At 72.1% G+C, this 14,942-nt stretch carries 13 protein-coding genes; 5 read left to right on the top strand and 8 right to left on the bottom strand.

The window, feature by feature from the left end; translation table 11 throughout:
- Nucleotides 1–120: 120 nt before the first annotated feature.
- Nucleotides 121–1,095, bottom strand: coding sequence for a carbohydrate kinase family protein (locus ESG85_RS18465; RefSeq protein ID WP_128980616.1), 975 nt, complete (start codon nt 1,093–1,095; stop codon nt 121–123).
- 131 nt (nt 1,096–1,226) lie between these two features.
- Between ESG85_RS18465 and ESG85_RS18460 the strand changes: the two genes are divergently transcribed.
- A complete protein-coding gene (locus ESG85_RS18460) occupies nt 1,227–1,433 on the top strand; it encodes a hypothetical protein (RefSeq protein ID WP_128980614.1) in 207 nt (68 codons plus the stop codon).
- Between the two features lie 115 nt (nt 1,434–1,548).
- Entirely contained in the window at nt 1,549–3,039 is a 1,491-nt protein-coding gene (locus ESG85_RS18455; RefSeq protein ID WP_246095141.1) for a hypothetical protein, read from the top strand.
- Nucleotides 3,040–3,169: 130 nt separating this feature from the next.
- Here ESG85_RS18455 and ESG85_RS18450 read toward each other — a convergent pair whose 3' ends face one another.
- Entirely contained in the window at nt 3,170–3,526 is a 357-nt protein-coding gene (locus ESG85_RS18450) for an iron-sulfur cluster assembly accessory protein (RefSeq protein WP_019885637.1), read from the bottom strand.
- A gap of 269 nt (nt 3,527–3,795) precedes the next feature.
- On the opposite strand from ESG85_RS18450, the gene nadA reads away from it, so the two are divergent.
- On the top strand, nt 3,796–4,983 hold the full coding sequence (gene nadA / locus ESG85_RS18445; protein ID WP_128980610.1) for a quinolinate synthase NadA: 1,188 nt from the start codon (nt 3,796–3,798) through the stop codon (nt 4,981–4,983).
- A 131-nt stretch (nt 4,984–5,114) separates the two neighbouring features.
- On the opposite strand, the gene ESG85_RS18440 is transcribed toward nadA, so the two are convergent.
- The 5 genes from ESG85_RS18440 to ESG85_RS18420 all read right to left on the bottom strand — a co-directional run bounded on the left by ESG85_RS18440 (nt 5,115) and on the right by ESG85_RS18420 (nt 11,814).
- Nucleotides 5,115–8,234, bottom strand: coding sequence for an efflux RND transporter permease subunit (locus tag ESG85_RS18440; protein ID WP_128980608.1), 3,120 nt, complete (start codon nt 8,232–8,234; stop codon nt 5,115–5,117).
- A 169-nt stretch (nt 8,235–8,403) separates the two neighbouring features.
- The gene (locus ESG85_RS18435; protein WP_128980606.1) at nt 8,404–9,171 is read right to left on the bottom strand and encodes a response regulator; all 768 of its coding nucleotides are present in this window, start codon (nt 9,169–9,171) and stop codon (nt 8,404–8,406) included.
- Nucleotides 9,168–10,409: a sensor histidine kinase gene (locus tag ESG85_RS18430; protein ID WP_128980604.1), complete on the bottom strand. Its 1,242-nt coding sequence runs from the start codon at nt 10,407–10,409 to the stop codon at nt 9,168–9,170. Before ESG85_RS18430 ends, ESG85_RS18435 begins: the two co-directional genes overlap by 4 nt.
- Before the next feature lie 256 nt (nt 10,410–10,665).
- Nucleotides 10,666–10,944 (bottom strand): PspA-associated protein PspAA, encoded by a 279-nt coding sequence (gene pspAA / locus ESG85_RS18425; RefSeq protein ID WP_128980602.1) that lies wholly within the window; start codon nt 10,942–10,944, stop codon nt 10,666–10,668.
- Nucleotides 10,945–11,013: 69 nt separating this feature from the next.
- The gene (locus ESG85_RS18420; RefSeq protein WP_128980600.1) at nt 11,014–11,814 is read right to left on the bottom strand and encodes a PspA/IM30 family protein; all 801 of its coding nucleotides are present in this window, start codon (nt 11,812–11,814) and stop codon (nt 11,014–11,016) included.
- Nucleotides 11,815–12,073: 259 nt separating this feature from the next.
- Between ESG85_RS18420 and ESG85_RS18415 the strand changes: the two genes are divergently transcribed.
- Nucleotides 12,074–12,676 (top strand): DUF3043 domain-containing protein, encoded by a 603-nt coding sequence (locus tag ESG85_RS18415; RefSeq protein ID WP_128980598.1) that lies wholly within the window; start codon nt 12,074–12,076, stop codon nt 12,674–12,676.
- 83 nt (nt 12,677–12,759) lie between these two features.
- Nucleotides 12,760–13,494 carry a class I SAM-dependent methyltransferase gene (locus tag ESG85_RS18410; protein ID WP_309550241.1) on the top strand — a complete coding sequence of 245 codons (735 nt, stop codon included), beginning with the start codon at nt 12,760–12,762 and terminating at the stop codon, nt 13,492–13,494.
- Between the two features lie 597 nt (nt 13,495–14,091).
- On the opposite strand, the gene ESG85_RS18405 is transcribed toward ESG85_RS18410, so the two are convergent.
- Nucleotides 14,092–14,942 (bottom strand): IS982 family transposase (locus tag ESG85_RS18405; protein WP_128978292.1); only part of this gene is annotated, 851 nt, incomplete at its 5' end.

Genomic DNA, 14,942 nt, shown 5'->3' with positions numbered 1-14,942 from the left:
CCGGAGGCGCGGCCCCGTGGGTGCCCGCCCGCCCCGGCGGGACTGCCCGCACGGTGTGCGCCCGGGCCCCACGCGGAGCCCGGGGACGGCGCGGCGTCCCGTCGGGGGGCGGGGCCGGCGTCAGGCCAGGTGGGCCTGGACCTCGGCGGCGGCCTCGTCGCCGTACGCCTTGGTGAAGCGCTCCATGAAGTTGGCGCGGCGCAGGGTGTACTCCTGGGTGCCGAGCGTCTCGATCACCAGGGTGGCGAGCATGCAGCCGACCTGGGCGGCGCGCTCCAGGCTGACGCCCCAGCCGAGGCCGGTCAGGAAGCCGGCCCGGAAGGCGTCGCCGACGCCGGTCGGGTCGACCTTGGCGTCCTCCTCCGGGCAGCCGACCTCGATCGGGTCCTCGCCGGCCCGCTCGATGCGGACGCCGCGCGAGCCGAGGGTGGTGACCCGGTGGCCGACCCGGCCGAGGATCTCCTCCTCGGTCCAGCCGGTCTTGGACTCGATGAGCCCCTTCTCGTACTCGTTGGAGAAGAGGTAGGCCGCGCCGTCCATGAGGGTGCGGATCTCGTCGCCGCCCATGCGGGCGATCTGCTGCGAGAAGTCGGCGGCGAAGGGGATACCGCGCGTGCGGCACTCCTCGGTGTGGCGCAGCATCGCCTCCGGGTCGTCGGCGCCGATGAGGACCAGGTCGAGTCCGCCCACGCGGTCGGCGACGGCCTTGAGCTCGATCAGCCGGGCCTCGCTCATGGCGCCGGTGTAGAAGGAGCCGATCTGGTTGTGGTCCTTGTCCGTGGTGCACACGAAGCGCGCGGTGTGCAGCACCTCGGAGATGCGGACGGACGCGGTGTCGACGCCGTTCCGGTCGAGCCAGGCGCGGTACTCGTCGAAGTCGAAGCCCGCCGCTCCCACCAGGATCGGCCTGCCGCCGAGCTGCCCCATGCCGAAGGAGATGTTCGCGGCGACGCCGCCCCGGCGGACGTCGAGGTTGTCGACGAGGAACGACAGCGAGACCGTGTGGAGCTGGTCCGCCACGAGCTGGTCGGCGAACCGACCGGGGAAGGTCATGAGGTGGTCGGTGGCGATGGAGCCGGTGACTGCGATACGCACGGCTGGGCGCTCCTGGTGGAGGGACGGCAATGACAGTTCACGCTACCGGCTGCGGGGACGGAAGCCGAACAGCGGAAACTACCCCAGAGTAGGGCTTTTCTCCGAAGCCGGAGCGTGCGTACGGTGCGGCCATGACCCAGTACCCCGCTCCTCGTGAGCCCCAGGAGTCCGATTTCAGCCTCGCCGAGCTGTGCGGGGCCGGCGCTCGGATGGCCCCGCACTGGGTGACTCCGGCGGCTCCCGCTGCCGACCCGGTGTCCCCCGCCCTGATCCACGGAGTCGAGGTGCCGGCGGCGTCGGCCAGACTGATCGCCGCCACCTCCGAGTACGGAGCCTGAGACACCCGCCCCGGATCGCTCCGCCACCGGTCCGGAGCAACCGGGGAACCGGAACCGCGCCGCCCTCGTCCCATGGGTGTCTTCCGCAGGGATGCCAGGTCTGGAGGAGCGCGCGGTGAGCAGCAGTACGGAGAACCGGCCCGGGAAGCGGGGTCCGCTTCTGATCGCCTCGGTGGCGGCGGGAGTGCTCCTCGTCGGCGGCGGAGGCGTGTACTACGCCACCGTCGCGCAGGGCGACGGCGGGGCCACGCAGGCCGCCGGGGACGCGGCGGCCACTCCCCCGCCGCTGAACCTCGGCGGCACGACGGACGGCGGTCCCGGGATCGCGCCGGGCGAGCCCGACCCGAACGGCGGTCCCGACGGGACCGTCTACAAGGCGAAGGGCCCCCTCCCCCAGGGGCCCTCCTCGGCCGCGGTCCACCGGCCCGAGGGCCGGGTCACCTCGGCGGAGGTGACCCGGCTCGCCAAGGCCCTGGGCATCCCGGGCACCCCGCAGCTGGTCGGCGAGGTGTGGCGGCTGGCCCCGGAGAAGGACGCCTCGGGGCTGCGCCTCGACGTGTCGGCGAAGGCGCCGGGCAGCTGGACGCTCAGCCGCTACGACGGCGGCCCGATCGGCGACTCCTGCCTCAAGGGCAAGGCCTGTCCGCCGCCCGGCGAGGCGAAGCCGCCGAGCGGCGGCTCGCCGGTGAGCGAGGCCGCGGCGAAGGCGGCGGCCGCGCCGGCGCTCAAGGCGATCGGCCAGGACGACGCCAAGCTGGACGCGAGCCAGGTGATGAACGGCTCGGAGCGGGTGGTCAACGCGAACCCGGTGGTGGGCGGGCTGCCCACGTACGGCTGGTCCACCGGCCTCCACATCGGCCCGGACGGTTCCGTGACGGCCGGGAGCGGGCGCCTGAAGGCTCCCGTGAAGGGCGACACCTATCCGGTGGTGAGCGCGGAGAAGGCGCTCGCCGAGCTGAACGAGGCCGGGAAGGGAACCGGCCCGGTCGGCATCGGCGGCTGCGCGACCGACCCGCCGGCGGGCACGGCCGACCGGCCCGGCGGCGTGCCGCCGGCCAGGGACGGCGGCGAGGGCGGGACGGCGCAGGCGCCCTGCCCGCCGCGGGACCGTTCCGCGACGCCGCACGAGGTGGCGGTGACGGGCGCGGTCTTCGGTCTGGCCGCGCAGTACGTGGACGGCGAGCAGGTGCTCGTGCCGGCGTGGCTGTTCACGGCGCAGGAGAAGCCGGGCGCCAAGCCGTTCACGGTGGTGCGGACGGCGGTCGACGCGCCCGATCCGGCCCCGCCGGCCAAGCCCTCGCCCACCCCCACGCCGGCACCCGACCAGGGGACGGCTCCGGAGCGGCAGGTCACCTCCTTCACCACGGACGCGAGTGGCCGGAAGCTGTCGGTGACCTTCTGGGGCGGCGCGTGCAGCGACTACGCGGTGACCGCGGAGGAGAGCGCCGGGAAGGTCGTCGTGCGGATCAAGGAGACGCCGCGGGAGCCGGGCCGGGCCTGCATCATGGTCGCCCTGGAGATCACGAAGACGGTGACGCTCCAGGCGCCGCTGGGCGACCGGCCGGTCGTGGACGGGGCTAGCAGCCGGCCGGTGCCCCGGCCGTGACGCCACGACGCCTCGGACGCCGCTGTGGAACGTCCGTGAGGGAACGCGTGTGAGGGCGGCACCCGGACTTCCGGGTGCCGCCCTCACACGTGCGCGTACGACTCAGGCGGGCCTGACGCCCGTCTGGGACTTAGCTGAAGCTGTCGCCGCAGGCGCAGGAGCCCGTGGCGTTCGGGTTGTCGATCGTGAAGCCCTGCTTCTCGATGGTGTCGACGAAGTCGATCGAGGCGCCGCCCAGGTACGGAGCGCTCATGCGGTCGGTGACGACCTTGACGCCGCCGAAGTCCTTGACGACGTCGCCGTCGAGCGAACGCTCGTCGAAGAACAGCTGGTAACGCAGGCCGGAGCAGCCACCGGGCTGAACGGCGACGCGCAGCGCCAGGTCGTCACGGCCTTCCTGGTCGAGCAGGGCCTTGACCTTGGCCGCGGCGGCGTCGGACAGGAGGATGCCGTCGCTGACAGTGGTCTTCTCGTCCGATACGGACATCTGCTTCTCTCCCGGGTTGGTACGGAGACTGCTTGCCGACGGTTGCAACCGGCGGGGCCGCGGATTCATTCCGGGCCGAGGCGTGTCTTTCCCCTTCATGCTCGCACACCGCGCCCACGGACGGGGAAGGCGAAGTCGCGGGAGTCACGGAGACGCACAAGGCGAATTCGTCACATCGACACTATGGACATCGTCAAAGTGACGTGAACCGGTTATGATAGATAGCGTCATTTAGACGAAAAGGCTTTACGAGGCTCACTGTAGAAAGGGTGCGTGACGTGACCACCGCCCAGCCCCTGGACGTCCAGCCGACGCCGCTCGCCCTTCTCCTGCTCGGCCGCGAGGCCGACCCCAAGAGCGAGCGTGGCGTGGAGTGCCCCGGCGACCTGCCGTCGCCGTCCGACCCCGACCTGGTGGAACGCGCCCGCGTCGCCAAGGAGAAGCTCGGGGACAAGGTCTTCGTCCTCGGGCACCACTACCAGCGCGACGAGGTCATCCAGTTCGCCGACGTCACCGGCGACTCCTTCAAGCTCGCCCGTGACGCCGCCGCCAAGCCGGAGGCCGAGTACATCGTCTTCTGCGGCGTGCACTTCATGGCCGAGTCGGCGGACATCCTCACCGGTGACGACCAGAAGGTCGTGCTGCCCGACCTCGCCGCCGGCTGCTCGATGGCCGACATGGCCACCGCCGAACAGGTCGCGGAGTGCTGGGACGTGCTCACCGAGGCCGGGATCGCGGACGTCACCGTGCCCGTCTCGTACATGAACTCCTCCGCCGACATCAAGGCCTTCACCGGCAAGCACGGCGGCACCATCTGCACCTCCTCGAACGCCAAGCGCGCCCTGGACTGGGCCTTCGAGCAGGGCGAGAAGGTGCTCTTCCTGCCGGACCAGCACCTGGGCCGCAACACGGCCGTCCGCGACATGGGCATGTCGCTGGACGACTGCGTGGTCTACAACCCGCACAAGCCGAACGGCGGCCTGACCGCCGAGGAGCTGCGCGGCGCGAAGATGATCCTGTGGCGCGGGCACTGCTCGGTGCACGGCCGGTTCTCCCTGGACTCGGTCAACGAGGTGCGCGAGCGCATCCCGGGCGTCAACGTGCTCGTCCACCCCGAGTGCAAGCACGAGGTCGTGGCCGCCGCCGACTACGTGGGCTCCACGGAGTACATCATCAAGGCGCTGGAGGCGGCCCCGGCCGGCTCGAAGTGGGCGATCGGCACCGAGCTGAACCTGGTCCGCCGTCTCGCGAACCGGTTCGCCGGCGAGGGCAAGGAGATCGTCTTCCTCGACAAGACGGTCTGCTTCTGCTCGACCATGAACCGCATCGACCTGCCGCACCTGGTGTGGACCCTGGAGTCCCTCGCCGAGGGCAACCTGGTCAACCGGATCCAGGTCGACAAGGAGACCGAGTCCTTCGCCAAGCTCGCCCTGGAGCGGATGCTGGCTCTGCCGTAACGATTCCCCGGTCCGGCCGCCCCTCGGGGCGGCCGTCCGGCCGCTCACGGCGGAAGGGGCGCCCCGCGCGATCGCGGGGCGCCCCTTCGCATGCCGTACGGACGACCGGTCTGCCTTCCGTACGGGACCGGTCAGACCCCGGCCGGCTCCTTGGCCTGCGGCGGGACCGGCGCGCCGCCGGCCTTCGCCGCCCGCTTCGCCGCCTTCTTCGCCGCGCGGCGCTCCTTGCGGAGCTCCACCACCGCGTAGAGCGTCGGGACGAGCAGCAGGGTCAGCAGCGTCGAGGTGACCAGACCGCCGATCACCACCACGGCCAGCGGCTGGGCGATGAAGCCGCCCTCGCCGGTGACGCCGAGCGCCATCGGCAGCAGCGCGAAGATCGTCGCCAGGGCAGTCATCAGGATCGGGCGCAGCCGGTGCCGACCGCCCTCGATCACCGCCTCGACCACGCCCAGGCCCTGCGCCCGGTACTGGTTGATCAGGTCGATCAGGACGATCGCGTTGGTCACCACGATGCCGATCAGCATCAGCATGCCGATCATCGCCGGCACGCCCATGGGCGTGCCCGTGGCGACGAGCAGGCCGATGGCGCCGGTGGCCGCGAACGGGATGGAGACCAGCAGGATCAGCGGCTGCACCAGCGACCGGAAGGTCGCGACCAGCAGCATGAAGACGATCGCCACCGCCGCGAGCATCGCGAGCATCATGCTCACCATGGCCTCGGACTGGTCCTCGGAGACCCCGCCGATGGAGGCGGTCGCGCCCTCCGGGAGGTCGAGACCGTTCAGCTTCGTCTGCAGCGCGGCGCTCACCGCGCCGGTGTTGTCCGTGGTTGGCTTGGCCGTGATCGTCGCCGCGCGGGCGCCGTCGATCCGGGTCATGGAGACCGGACCCGGCACCAGCCGGACGTCCGCGATGTCACCCAGCCTCACCGGGCCGAGCGGCAGCGCCGTGAGCTCGGCCAGGGTGGTCGCCGGCTTCGCGGAGGTGATCAGGACGTCCCGCTCGGTGTCGTCGAGGGTCGCCTTCGCGGCGGGGATGCCGCGCACGGCCTGGGAGACGACCATCCCGAGGGTGGTGTCGTCGAAGCCGGCGTCGGCCGCCTTCGCGTTGGCCTTCACCGAGATCCGGGGCACCGACTGCGACAGGTCGCTCTGCACGTCGGTGACGTCCTTCAGCTCCCCCACCGCGATCTTGACCTGCTCGGACGCCTTCTTCAGGACCGCCGGGTCGCCGGCCTTGACGACCACGCTCAGGTCCTGGTTGCCGAAGCCGTCACCGGCCGCGATGGTCGTGTCGCCGATCCCGTCGAGCTTCGCGAGCGCCGCGTCGATCGCGTCCCGGGTCTGCTCGTACGAGGCCGAGTCCTCCAGGGTGACCTGGTAGGAGGCCTGGTTGGATCCGGTGCCGCCGCCGAAGGCCGCCATGAAGCCGGAGGAGCCGACGGTGACCTGGTAGTCCTTGACGCCCTCGGTGCCGGCGAGGACCTTCTCGACCTTCTTCGCGGCCTCGTCGGAGGCGGCGAGGCTGGTGCCGGGCGCCAGCTTCTGCTTGATGCTGAGGACCTGCTGCTCGCCCTGGTCGAAGAAGTTGGTCTTCATCAGCGGGGCCATGCCGAAGGTGACGACCAGGACCACGAGGGCGATCGCCACGCTGGTGAGGCGACGCCGGGTGGCGAAGCGCAGCACCGGCACGTACGCACGTTGCAGCCGGCTCCGGTTCTCCTTCTCCTCGGCCTGCCTGCGGGCCTCCTCCGGGTCCTCGGAGGTGCCCTTGGGGGCGCGCAGGAACCAGTACGAGAGGACCGGGACGACGGTCAGCGAGACCAGCAGCGAGGCGAGCAGCGCCGCGGTGACGGTCAGGCTGAACGAGCCGAACAGCTCGCCGATCATGCCGCCGACCAGGCCGATCGGCAGGAAGACGGCGACCGTGGTGAGCGTCGACGAGGTCACCGCGCCGGCCACCTCGCGCACCGCGGTGAGGATCGCGGACTGGCGCTCCTCGCCGTAGCCGAGGTGCCGCTTGATGTTCTCCAGGACCACGATCGAGTCGTCGACGACCCGTCCGATGGCGATCGTGAGCGCCCCCAGGGTCAGCACGTTGAGCGACAGGTCACGGGTCCACAGCACGATCAGCGCCAGGACCACCGACAGCGGGATGGAGACCGCGGTGACCAGGGTGGAGCGCAGCGAGGCCAGGAAGACCAGGATGACGAGGACGGCCATCACGAGGCCGAGCGCGCCCTCCGTGGTGAGGCCGGAGATCGACTTGGCGACGGCCGGTCCCTGGTCGGAGACGACGGTCAGCTCGGCGCCCGCGCCGAGGTCCTTGCGCAGCCTGGGCAGCTCGTCCCTGACGGCGTCGGAGATGGCGACGGCGCTGCCGTCCTTGTCCATGGTGGCCATGACGGCGAGGCTGGGCCGGCCGTTGGTGCGGGTCAGGGAGACCCGGCTCGACTCCTCCTGGCGCACGGTCGCGACGTCGCCGAGGCGGACGGCCCTGCCCTGCTCGGGCCTGATCCGCAGGTCCTGGATCTGGCGGAGCGAGGTGTAGCCGCCGCCGACCTGGACGGTGCGGCTCTTGCCGGCCTCGGAGAAGGAACCGGCGGGCATGGTGCCGCCGCCGTTCCTGATCGCCTCGGCGAGACGGGCGGTGGTCAGTCCGGCCGCGGCGAGCTTGCGCTGGTCGGGCGTGACGGAGACCTGGAGGTCCTGGACGCCGTCGACGGTGACCTGGGCGACGCCGTCGATGTCCTCCAGGGCCGGGACGACGGTCCGCTCCAGCTGGTCGGCCAGCGCCTGCTGGTCCTTGTCGGAGGTGACGGCGAGGACGACGGTCGGGATGTCGTCGGTCGAGCCGGCCACCACCTGCGGGTCGACCGACTCGGGCAGCACGGCCCGGGCCCGGTTGACGGCCTGCTGGACGTCGGCGACGAGCTGCTTGGTCCCCTCGTCCCCGTAGTCGAAGCTCGCCATGATGACGGCGCTGCCCTCGGAGGCGGTGGAGGTGATGCCCTTGATGCCGTCGACGGCCTTGAGGTTGTTCTCCAGCGGCTGGACGACCTGCTTCTCGACCACGTCGGGCGAGGCGCCCTGGTACGGGGCGATGATCGAGACCATCGGCAGTTCGATCGAGGGGAACAGCTGCTGCTTCAACTGCGGGATCGCGATCGCTCCGAAGAGGAGCGCGACGAGGGACATCAGGCCGATCAGGGCCCGTTGCGCGAGGCTGAATCTCGACAGCCAGGACATGGATGCTCTCTTCTTGTGGCGTGCTGGCGTACTCGGCGGCCGGACGCCCCGGGGTCCTTTCGGGGGTGTCCGCTTATACGATCAGCCACGCGAAGGGCCCGTTCCTCGCCCCCTGGGTCCAATTCCTTATACCGCGCATACCGCGTCTGGAGTACGCCCGCCCCGGCGGTCACTCCGCCCTCGGACGTACGAGCCCCGACTCGTAGGCGGTGACGACGAGCTGGGCGCGGTCGCGGGCTCCCAGCTTGGCCATGGTCCGGTTGACGTGGGTCTTCACGGTGAGCGGACTGACGTCGAGCCGCCCGGCGATCTCGTCGTTGGAGTGACCGCCCGCCACCAGGACGAGCACCTCCCGCTCGCGGGCGGTGAGCGCCGCCAGGCGCTCGGAGTACGCCGGTGCCTCCCTGCCCGGGTCGGCGCCGCCGCCCTGTGCGAGGAACGTGGCGATCAGGCCCTTCGTCGCGACCGGGGAGAGCAGCGCCTCGCCCGCGTGCGCGATCCGGATCGCGCCGAGCAGCTCCTCCGGTTCCGCGCCCTTGCCCAGGAAGCCGGAGGCCCCGGCGCGCAGCGACTGCACCACGTACTCGTCGACCTCGAAGGTGGTCAGCATGACGATCCGTACGCCGGACAGCCCGGGGTCGGCGGTGATCAGGCGGGTGGCGGCGAGGCCGTCGGTGCCCGGCATCCGGATGTCCATCAGGACCACGTCCGGCCGGGTGGCCCGGGCCAGCTCCACGGCCTCGGCGCCGTCGGCGGCCTCGGCCACCACCTCCATGTCGGACTCCGAGTTCACCAGGACCTTGAAGGCGCTGCGCAGCAGGGCCTGGTCGTCGGCGAGCAGCACCCGGATGGGCCGGTCCGGGCCGGCGCCCGCCGCGTCCGTGCCCGCGTCCGTGCCCGCGTCCGTGATCGCGTCCGTGGCCCCGTCGGTCGTCATGTGGCGTCCTCCCCCGTGCTGCGGCCGGTCACGGGCAGTATCGCCTGCACGCGGAAGCCGCCTCCGTAGCGGGGTGCGGCGGTCAGCGTGCCGCCCAGGGCGGTCACCCGCTCGCGCATCCCGAGGAGGCCGTGTCCGCCGCCGGGCACGGGCTCGGCGAGCAGCGGGCCGTCGTCGAGGACGGTGACCTCGACGGTGCGGCCGACCCTGACCACGCTCACCTCGGCCCTGGCCTCGGGACCCGCGTGCTTGCGCACGTTGGTGAGCGCCTCCTGGATGATCCGGTACGCGGCGAGGTCGACGGCCGCCGGCAGGGCGGCGCCGCCGTCGGTGCGGGCCAGCTCGACCGGCAGCCCGGCGTTGCGGAAGGTGGTCAGCAGGTCGTCGAGGACGGCGAGGCCCGACACCGGCTCCGTCGGGGCCTCCGGGTCTCCCGACTGGCGCAGCAGGCCCACCGTGGCGCGCAGTTCGTCGAGCGCCGAACGGGAGGCGGTGCGCACATGCGCCAGGGCCTCCTTGGCCTGGTCGGGGCGCTTGTCCATGACGTGCGCGGCGACGCCGGCCTGCACGTTCACCAGCGCGATGTGATGGGCCACCACGTCGTGGAGGTCCCGGGCGATCCGCAGCCGCTCCTCGGCGACCCGCCGCCGGGCCTCCTCCTCGCGGCTGCGCTCGGCGCGTTCGGCCCGCTCCCGTATGGCGTCCACGAAGGCCCGGCGGCTGCGCACCGCGTCCCCGGCCGCCGCGGCCATCCCGGTCCAGGCGAAGACGCCCAGGTTCTCCTGCGCGTACCAGGGCGTCGGTCCGAAGACCATGGCGGCGAAGGTGAGCGCGGTCATGGTGGCCAGGCCGAGCCGCCAGGTGGTGGGCCGGTCGGTGCGGGAGGCGACGGTGAAGAGCGCCACGACGGCGCTCATGGTCACGGGCGCCGGGCGTTCGTCACCGATCAGCCCGATCAGGGAGAAGCCGGCGGTGGCGGCGAGCACCGTGATCGGCCTCCGCCGCCGGAACACCAGCGCGGCGGCCCCGAGCAGCATGAGCACCAGGCCGAAGGCGGTGGGCGCCCGGTCCCCGAAGGTGGGCCCGTCCGGGCTGCCGTGCGGGTCGGTGAAGGAACCCGTGACCATGCACACGAGCACGACGAGGGCCAGGCCCGCGTCGAAGGCCAGAGGATGCGCCCGCAGCCGGTGCCGGGTCCGCGCGAGCGGGGCCGCGAGCGGGGTGCCGTTGGTCGTCACAGCAGAAGACGGTACGGGGTGACGGGGCCGGGACGTACGCGTTGCCGCCGGGACGTACCCGTGCCGCCGGGACGTACCCGTGCCGCCGGGACGTACCCGTGCCGCCGGGACGTACCCGTGCCGCCGGGACGTACCCGTGCCGCCGGGACGTACCCGTGCCGCCGGGACGTACCCGTGCCCCGTCCCTGGGGGACGGGGCACGGGAGGGGAGTGCTCGGCGCGTGCCCGGCGCGTCGGCGGGTGCCGTTCGGCCGGCTCAGCCGGGGATGAGACCGTCGTCGGAGAGCATCGCGCGGACCTCGTCGAGGCTCGCGTCGAAGGCGGGCAGGATCAGCTCGGAGGGCTCCAGGGCGTCGTCCGGCAGTGGCTCGCCGCGCTCCCGGACCTTGTCGAGCAGCGCGTGGAGCGTGCGCCGGAAACCCGCCTCGTCACCGCCCTCCAGCTCCTCGAGGAGTTCGTCGTCGAGCGCGTTGAGCTCGACGAACGTGCTGTCGGCCAGCTTCCACTGGCCCTCCCCCATGATCCGTACGATCATGACGCGTCCTCTTCCGTGGACTGCCGTTTCCGTGGACCGCGGTTCCGTGGACCGCTCCGGTCCCGCCCGCTACTTCTCGAAGCGGGGCTGGGACTGCTGCTGGTTCTGGCCCTGGTTCTGCGCGGTGCCGTTGCCGCCCTCGATGGCCTGCTGCTGCGCCGACGGACCGCCGGCCAGCTCGGCCTTCATCCGCTGCAGCTCGAGCTCCACGTCCGTACCGCCGGAGAGGCGGTCGAGCTCCGCCTGGATGTCGTCCTTGGCCAGACCGGACTGGTCGTCGAGGGCGCCCGAGGCGAGCAGCTCGTCGATCGCGCCGGCCCGGGCCTGGAGCTGGGCGGTCTTGTCCTCGGCCCGCTGGATCGCGAGGCCGACGTCGCTCATCTCCTCCGAGATGCCGGAGAACGACTCGGCGATCCGGGTCTGCGCCTGGGCGGCCGTGTACGTCGCCTTGATCGTCTCCTTCTTCGTACGGAAGGCGTCCACCTTGGCCTGCAGCCGCTGCGCCGCGAGGGTCAGCTTCTCCTCCTCGCCCTGCAGGGTCTGGTGCTGCACCTCCAGGTCGCTGACCTGCTGCTGCAGCGCGGCCCTGCGGGACAGCGCCTCGCGCGCCAGGTCCTCGCGGCCGAGCGCCAGCGCCTTGCGGCCCTGGTCCTCCAGCTTGGCGGACTGGCCCTGGAGCTGGTTCAGCTGCAGCTCCAGGCGCTTGCGGGAGGTCGCCACGTCGGCGACGCCGCGGCGCACCTTCTGCAGCAGCTCCAGCTGCTTCTGGTAGGAGTAATCGAGGGTCTCGCGCGGATCCTCGGCCCGGTCGAGGGCCTTGTTTGCCTTCGCGCGGAAGATCATCCCCATACGCTTCATCACACCGCTCATGGGCTTCGCGCGCCCCCTTCTGACGGACTCGGCTCAAGCACTCCAACAAGAACCACAGTACGGTTCCTCACTCCATTACCGCACTGTTCGGGGCCCGATGTGCTCCTCCCCAAGGACGACTGGGGATCACCGCACCTCCGGCCCAGGGAGTAGGGAGACCCCTGGGCTGCCCCTTCCCCGCAGGCGGAGACGCAGGGCGTTAGCGGATCGTTCCCGGCCGCGCTGGGGTCCATGCCTGGCAGCACGTACCCTTGGCCTTGTGTTCCGTAGCCGTTCGAAGGAAGAGAAGGCCCCCACCGACAAGGTGACGGAGGACCTCTCCAAGCAGCCCCGCGACCCTCAGGCCCCCAAGGGCCGCCCGACCCCGAAGCGGAGTGAGGCCCAGACCCAGCGCCGCCGGGCGCAGTCAGTGCCGATGGACCGCAAGGAGGCCGCCAAGCGTCAGCGCGAGGCTCGCCGTGCGGACCTGGCCCGTCAGCGCGAGGCGCTGAACAGCGGTGACGAGCGCTTCCTGCCCGCCCGCGACAAGGGCCCGGTGCGGCGCTTCGTCCGCGACTTCGTCGACTCGCGCTTCGCCGTCGCCGAGTTCTTCCTGCCGATGGCCGTGGTGATCCTCGTCCTGTCGCTGTTCGGCAACACCAACCGTCAGCTGCAGAACATCTCGCTGCTGCTGTGGGCCGGCGTCATCGTCATGATCGTCATCGACTCGATCGGCATCTGGCTGCGACTGCGCAAGCAGCTGGCCGAGCGCTTCCCGAACGAGTCGAAGCGCGGCGCGATCGCGTACGGCCTGATGCGCACGCTCCAGATGCGCCGGCTGCGGCTTCCGAAGCCGCAGGTCAAGCGCGGAGAGCGGCCCTGAGCGCGGAGGAACCGGCCGCGGGCGGGGTGCTCGCGGGCGAGGTGCTGCCCGTCCTCGGCCACTGGTCCACCGTGCCCGGCGGGCTGCGCGACACCGTCCGCCAGGAGCTGATCGCGCGCCAGCTCGACGAGCAGATAGCCGCCCGCTACCCGGTGGGGCAGCGGCTGCGCATCCTCGACGCGGGCATGGGGCAGGGCACCCAGGCCCTGCGCCTGGCCCGTGCCGGTCACACCGTGACCGGTCTGGAGGCCGATCCCGATCTGCTCAAGGCCGCCCGCGAGTCGCTGGCGACCGAGCCGGCCGGCATCCGCGAGCGGGTCCGGCTGATCGAGGGCAACGGCCGCGAGACCGGGGTGCACTTCCTGCCCGGCAGCTTCGACGTCGTCCTGTGCCACGGCGTGCTCCTGCACGCCGACGAGCCGGACGCCCTCCTCGCGGGCCTGGCCCGGATGCTGGCCCCCGGCGGCCTGCTGTCCCTGGTGGTACGGAACGCGGAGGCGCTGGCCATGCGGCCGGGCCTCGCCGGGGACTGGGCGGGCGCGCTCGCCGCGTTCGAGTCGGACGTCTTCACGGACGGGAGCGGCGCGAAGGTACGGGCCGACCGCCTCGACGCCCTCACCTCGACGCTCGCGGGCATCGCGGCGCCGCTGCACGCCTGGTACGGCGTGCACGTCTTCACCGACGGGGTCCGCGGCGACGTCGGCCTGCCGGCCGCCGACGAACTGGAACGCCTCCTCACCGCCGAGGACCGGGCGAGCCGTACGGACCCGTACCGGCGGATCGCCGGCCTGTTGCACCTGTGCGGCGTCAGGGGCTGACCCGAAGCCCCACCGACCGCCCGGTCCTCCGCGCCGCACCGGCAGCGGCGCCACCGGCCGCCCCGCTGCGGCGACGGCCCCGCCGTCGCGCTGGGGCCCGGGCCCTTGGCACCGCTACGGCGGTGCCGCCGTCGCCCTGCCTGTGCCCTGCGGGTCCGGCACCCGGCCGCACCGCCACGGCCTCCACTCGCAGGACCACGCCAGCCGTCCCGCGACGGCCTCCACGCGCAGAACCGCGCCCGTCGTCCCGCGACGGCCTCCACGCGCAGGACCGCACCCGCCGCACCGCCACGGCCTCCACGCGCAGGACCGCACCCGCCGCACCGCCACGGCCTCCACGCGCAGAACCGCACCCGCCGCACCGCGACGGCCTCCACGCGCAGAACCGTGCCCGCCGCACCGCGACGGCCTCCACTCGCAGACCGCGCCCGCCGCACCGCTGTGGGCGGACCCCGCCGTTGCCCTGTGCCCCTCCCGCCCGGGGCCGCCGCTCGCCGTCCCGCCGTTTCGCTGTGGGCATTCGTTCCGCTGGGGCGGAACGGGTGGGCACAGCGGAACGGCGCCCCTGCCGCGCCTAGATGAATGAGTCCGATGTTTTCAGTGGTCGTAGGCGATCAGTGAGCGTTTGACTGCGGCGCCGGTGGTCCAGTTGTGCCAGATGCCGGCGGCCAGGGCGAGGAGTCGTTGTCCGGTGCGGGCGAAGACACCGGCCGGGGTTCTGCCGCCGTGGTGTTCGAGGCTGAGCTGGCCTTTGAGGGTGTCGATGACGGCCTCGATCCACTGTCGGACCCGGGCGATCTTCCCGTGCCGGACCGGTTCGTCCTTGCGGTCCGGCCGCACGAGGTGGGCGCCGAGGCGCTCGCTGACGAAGGTCTCGAACTCCTTCCCGGCAAAGCCCTTGTCGGCGAGGATCACCTGCCCTTGGCGGACGAGGTGGTGGTCGTGTTCGAGCAGGGCGGCCATCACCTCCCGCTCGCCGATCTTCGGGTTGGCCAGACACCAGGTGACGGGCATGCCCTCGGCGGTGGTGACCAGGTAGAGCCGGAAGCCCCAGAAGAAGCGGGAGTGGCTGCGGCAGTAGCCGTATCCGCAGTGCCCGGCCAGTTCGGAGCGTTTGACGGTCTCGCGGGAGGCCGCGCAGGGCAGCGGGGTGGAGTCGATCAGCCGCAGGTCGTCGTTCCAGGTCGGCACCTGCCGGGCCAGTGCCTCGATCACCTGGCTGATCAGCGGACCTGCGGCGTTGAGGCGCTTGTTGTAGGCGGACTGCTGGGGCAGGTAGCGGAACAGGTGTCCCAGCCGGGCATGCGCGAAGCGGATCCAGTGCCGGGCCGAGGGGAAGCCGAGCAGGACCTGGGCGACGGCCAGGCACAGCAGTTCGGCGTCCGTGAGTTTCGGGGGTCGCCCGATCCGGCGACAAGGCGCCACATGGTCGTCGATGAACACGTACA

The sequence above is a fragment of the Streptomyces roseicoloratus genome (genome assembly GCF_004117935.1).
Taxonomy (GTDB): domain Bacteria; phylum Actinomycetota; class Actinomycetes; order Streptomycetales; family Streptomycetaceae; genus Streptomyces; species Streptomyces roseicoloratus.
This window is presented reverse-complemented; position numbering and strand designations above follow the sequence as displayed.

Excerpts from the sequence above, each read along its gene's own strand:
- ESG85_RS18460 (WP_128980614.1), top strand. The coding sequence starts at position 1,227 with ATGACCCAGTACCCCGCTCCTCGTGAGCCCCAGGAGTCCGATTTCAGC.
- ESG85_RS18450 (WP_019885637.1), bottom strand. The coding sequence starts at position 3,526 with ATGTCCGTATCGGACGAGAAGACCACTGTCAGCGACGGCATCCTCCTG.
- ESG85_RS18440 (WP_128980608.1), bottom strand. The coding sequence starts at position 8,234 with ATGTCCTGGCTGTCGAGATTCAGCCTCGCGCAACGGGCCCTGATCGGC.
- ESG85_RS18435 (WP_128980606.1), bottom strand. The coding sequence starts at position 9,171 with ATGACGACCGACGGGGCCACGGACGCGATCACGGACGCGGGCACGGAC.
- pspAA (WP_128980602.1), bottom strand. The coding sequence starts at position 10,944 with ATGATCGTACGGATCATGGGGGAGGGCCAGTGGAAGCTGGCCGACAGC.
- ESG85_RS18420 (WP_128980600.1), bottom strand. The coding sequence starts at position 11,814 with ATGAGCGGTGTGATGAAGCGTATGGGGATGATCTTCCGCGCGAAGGCA.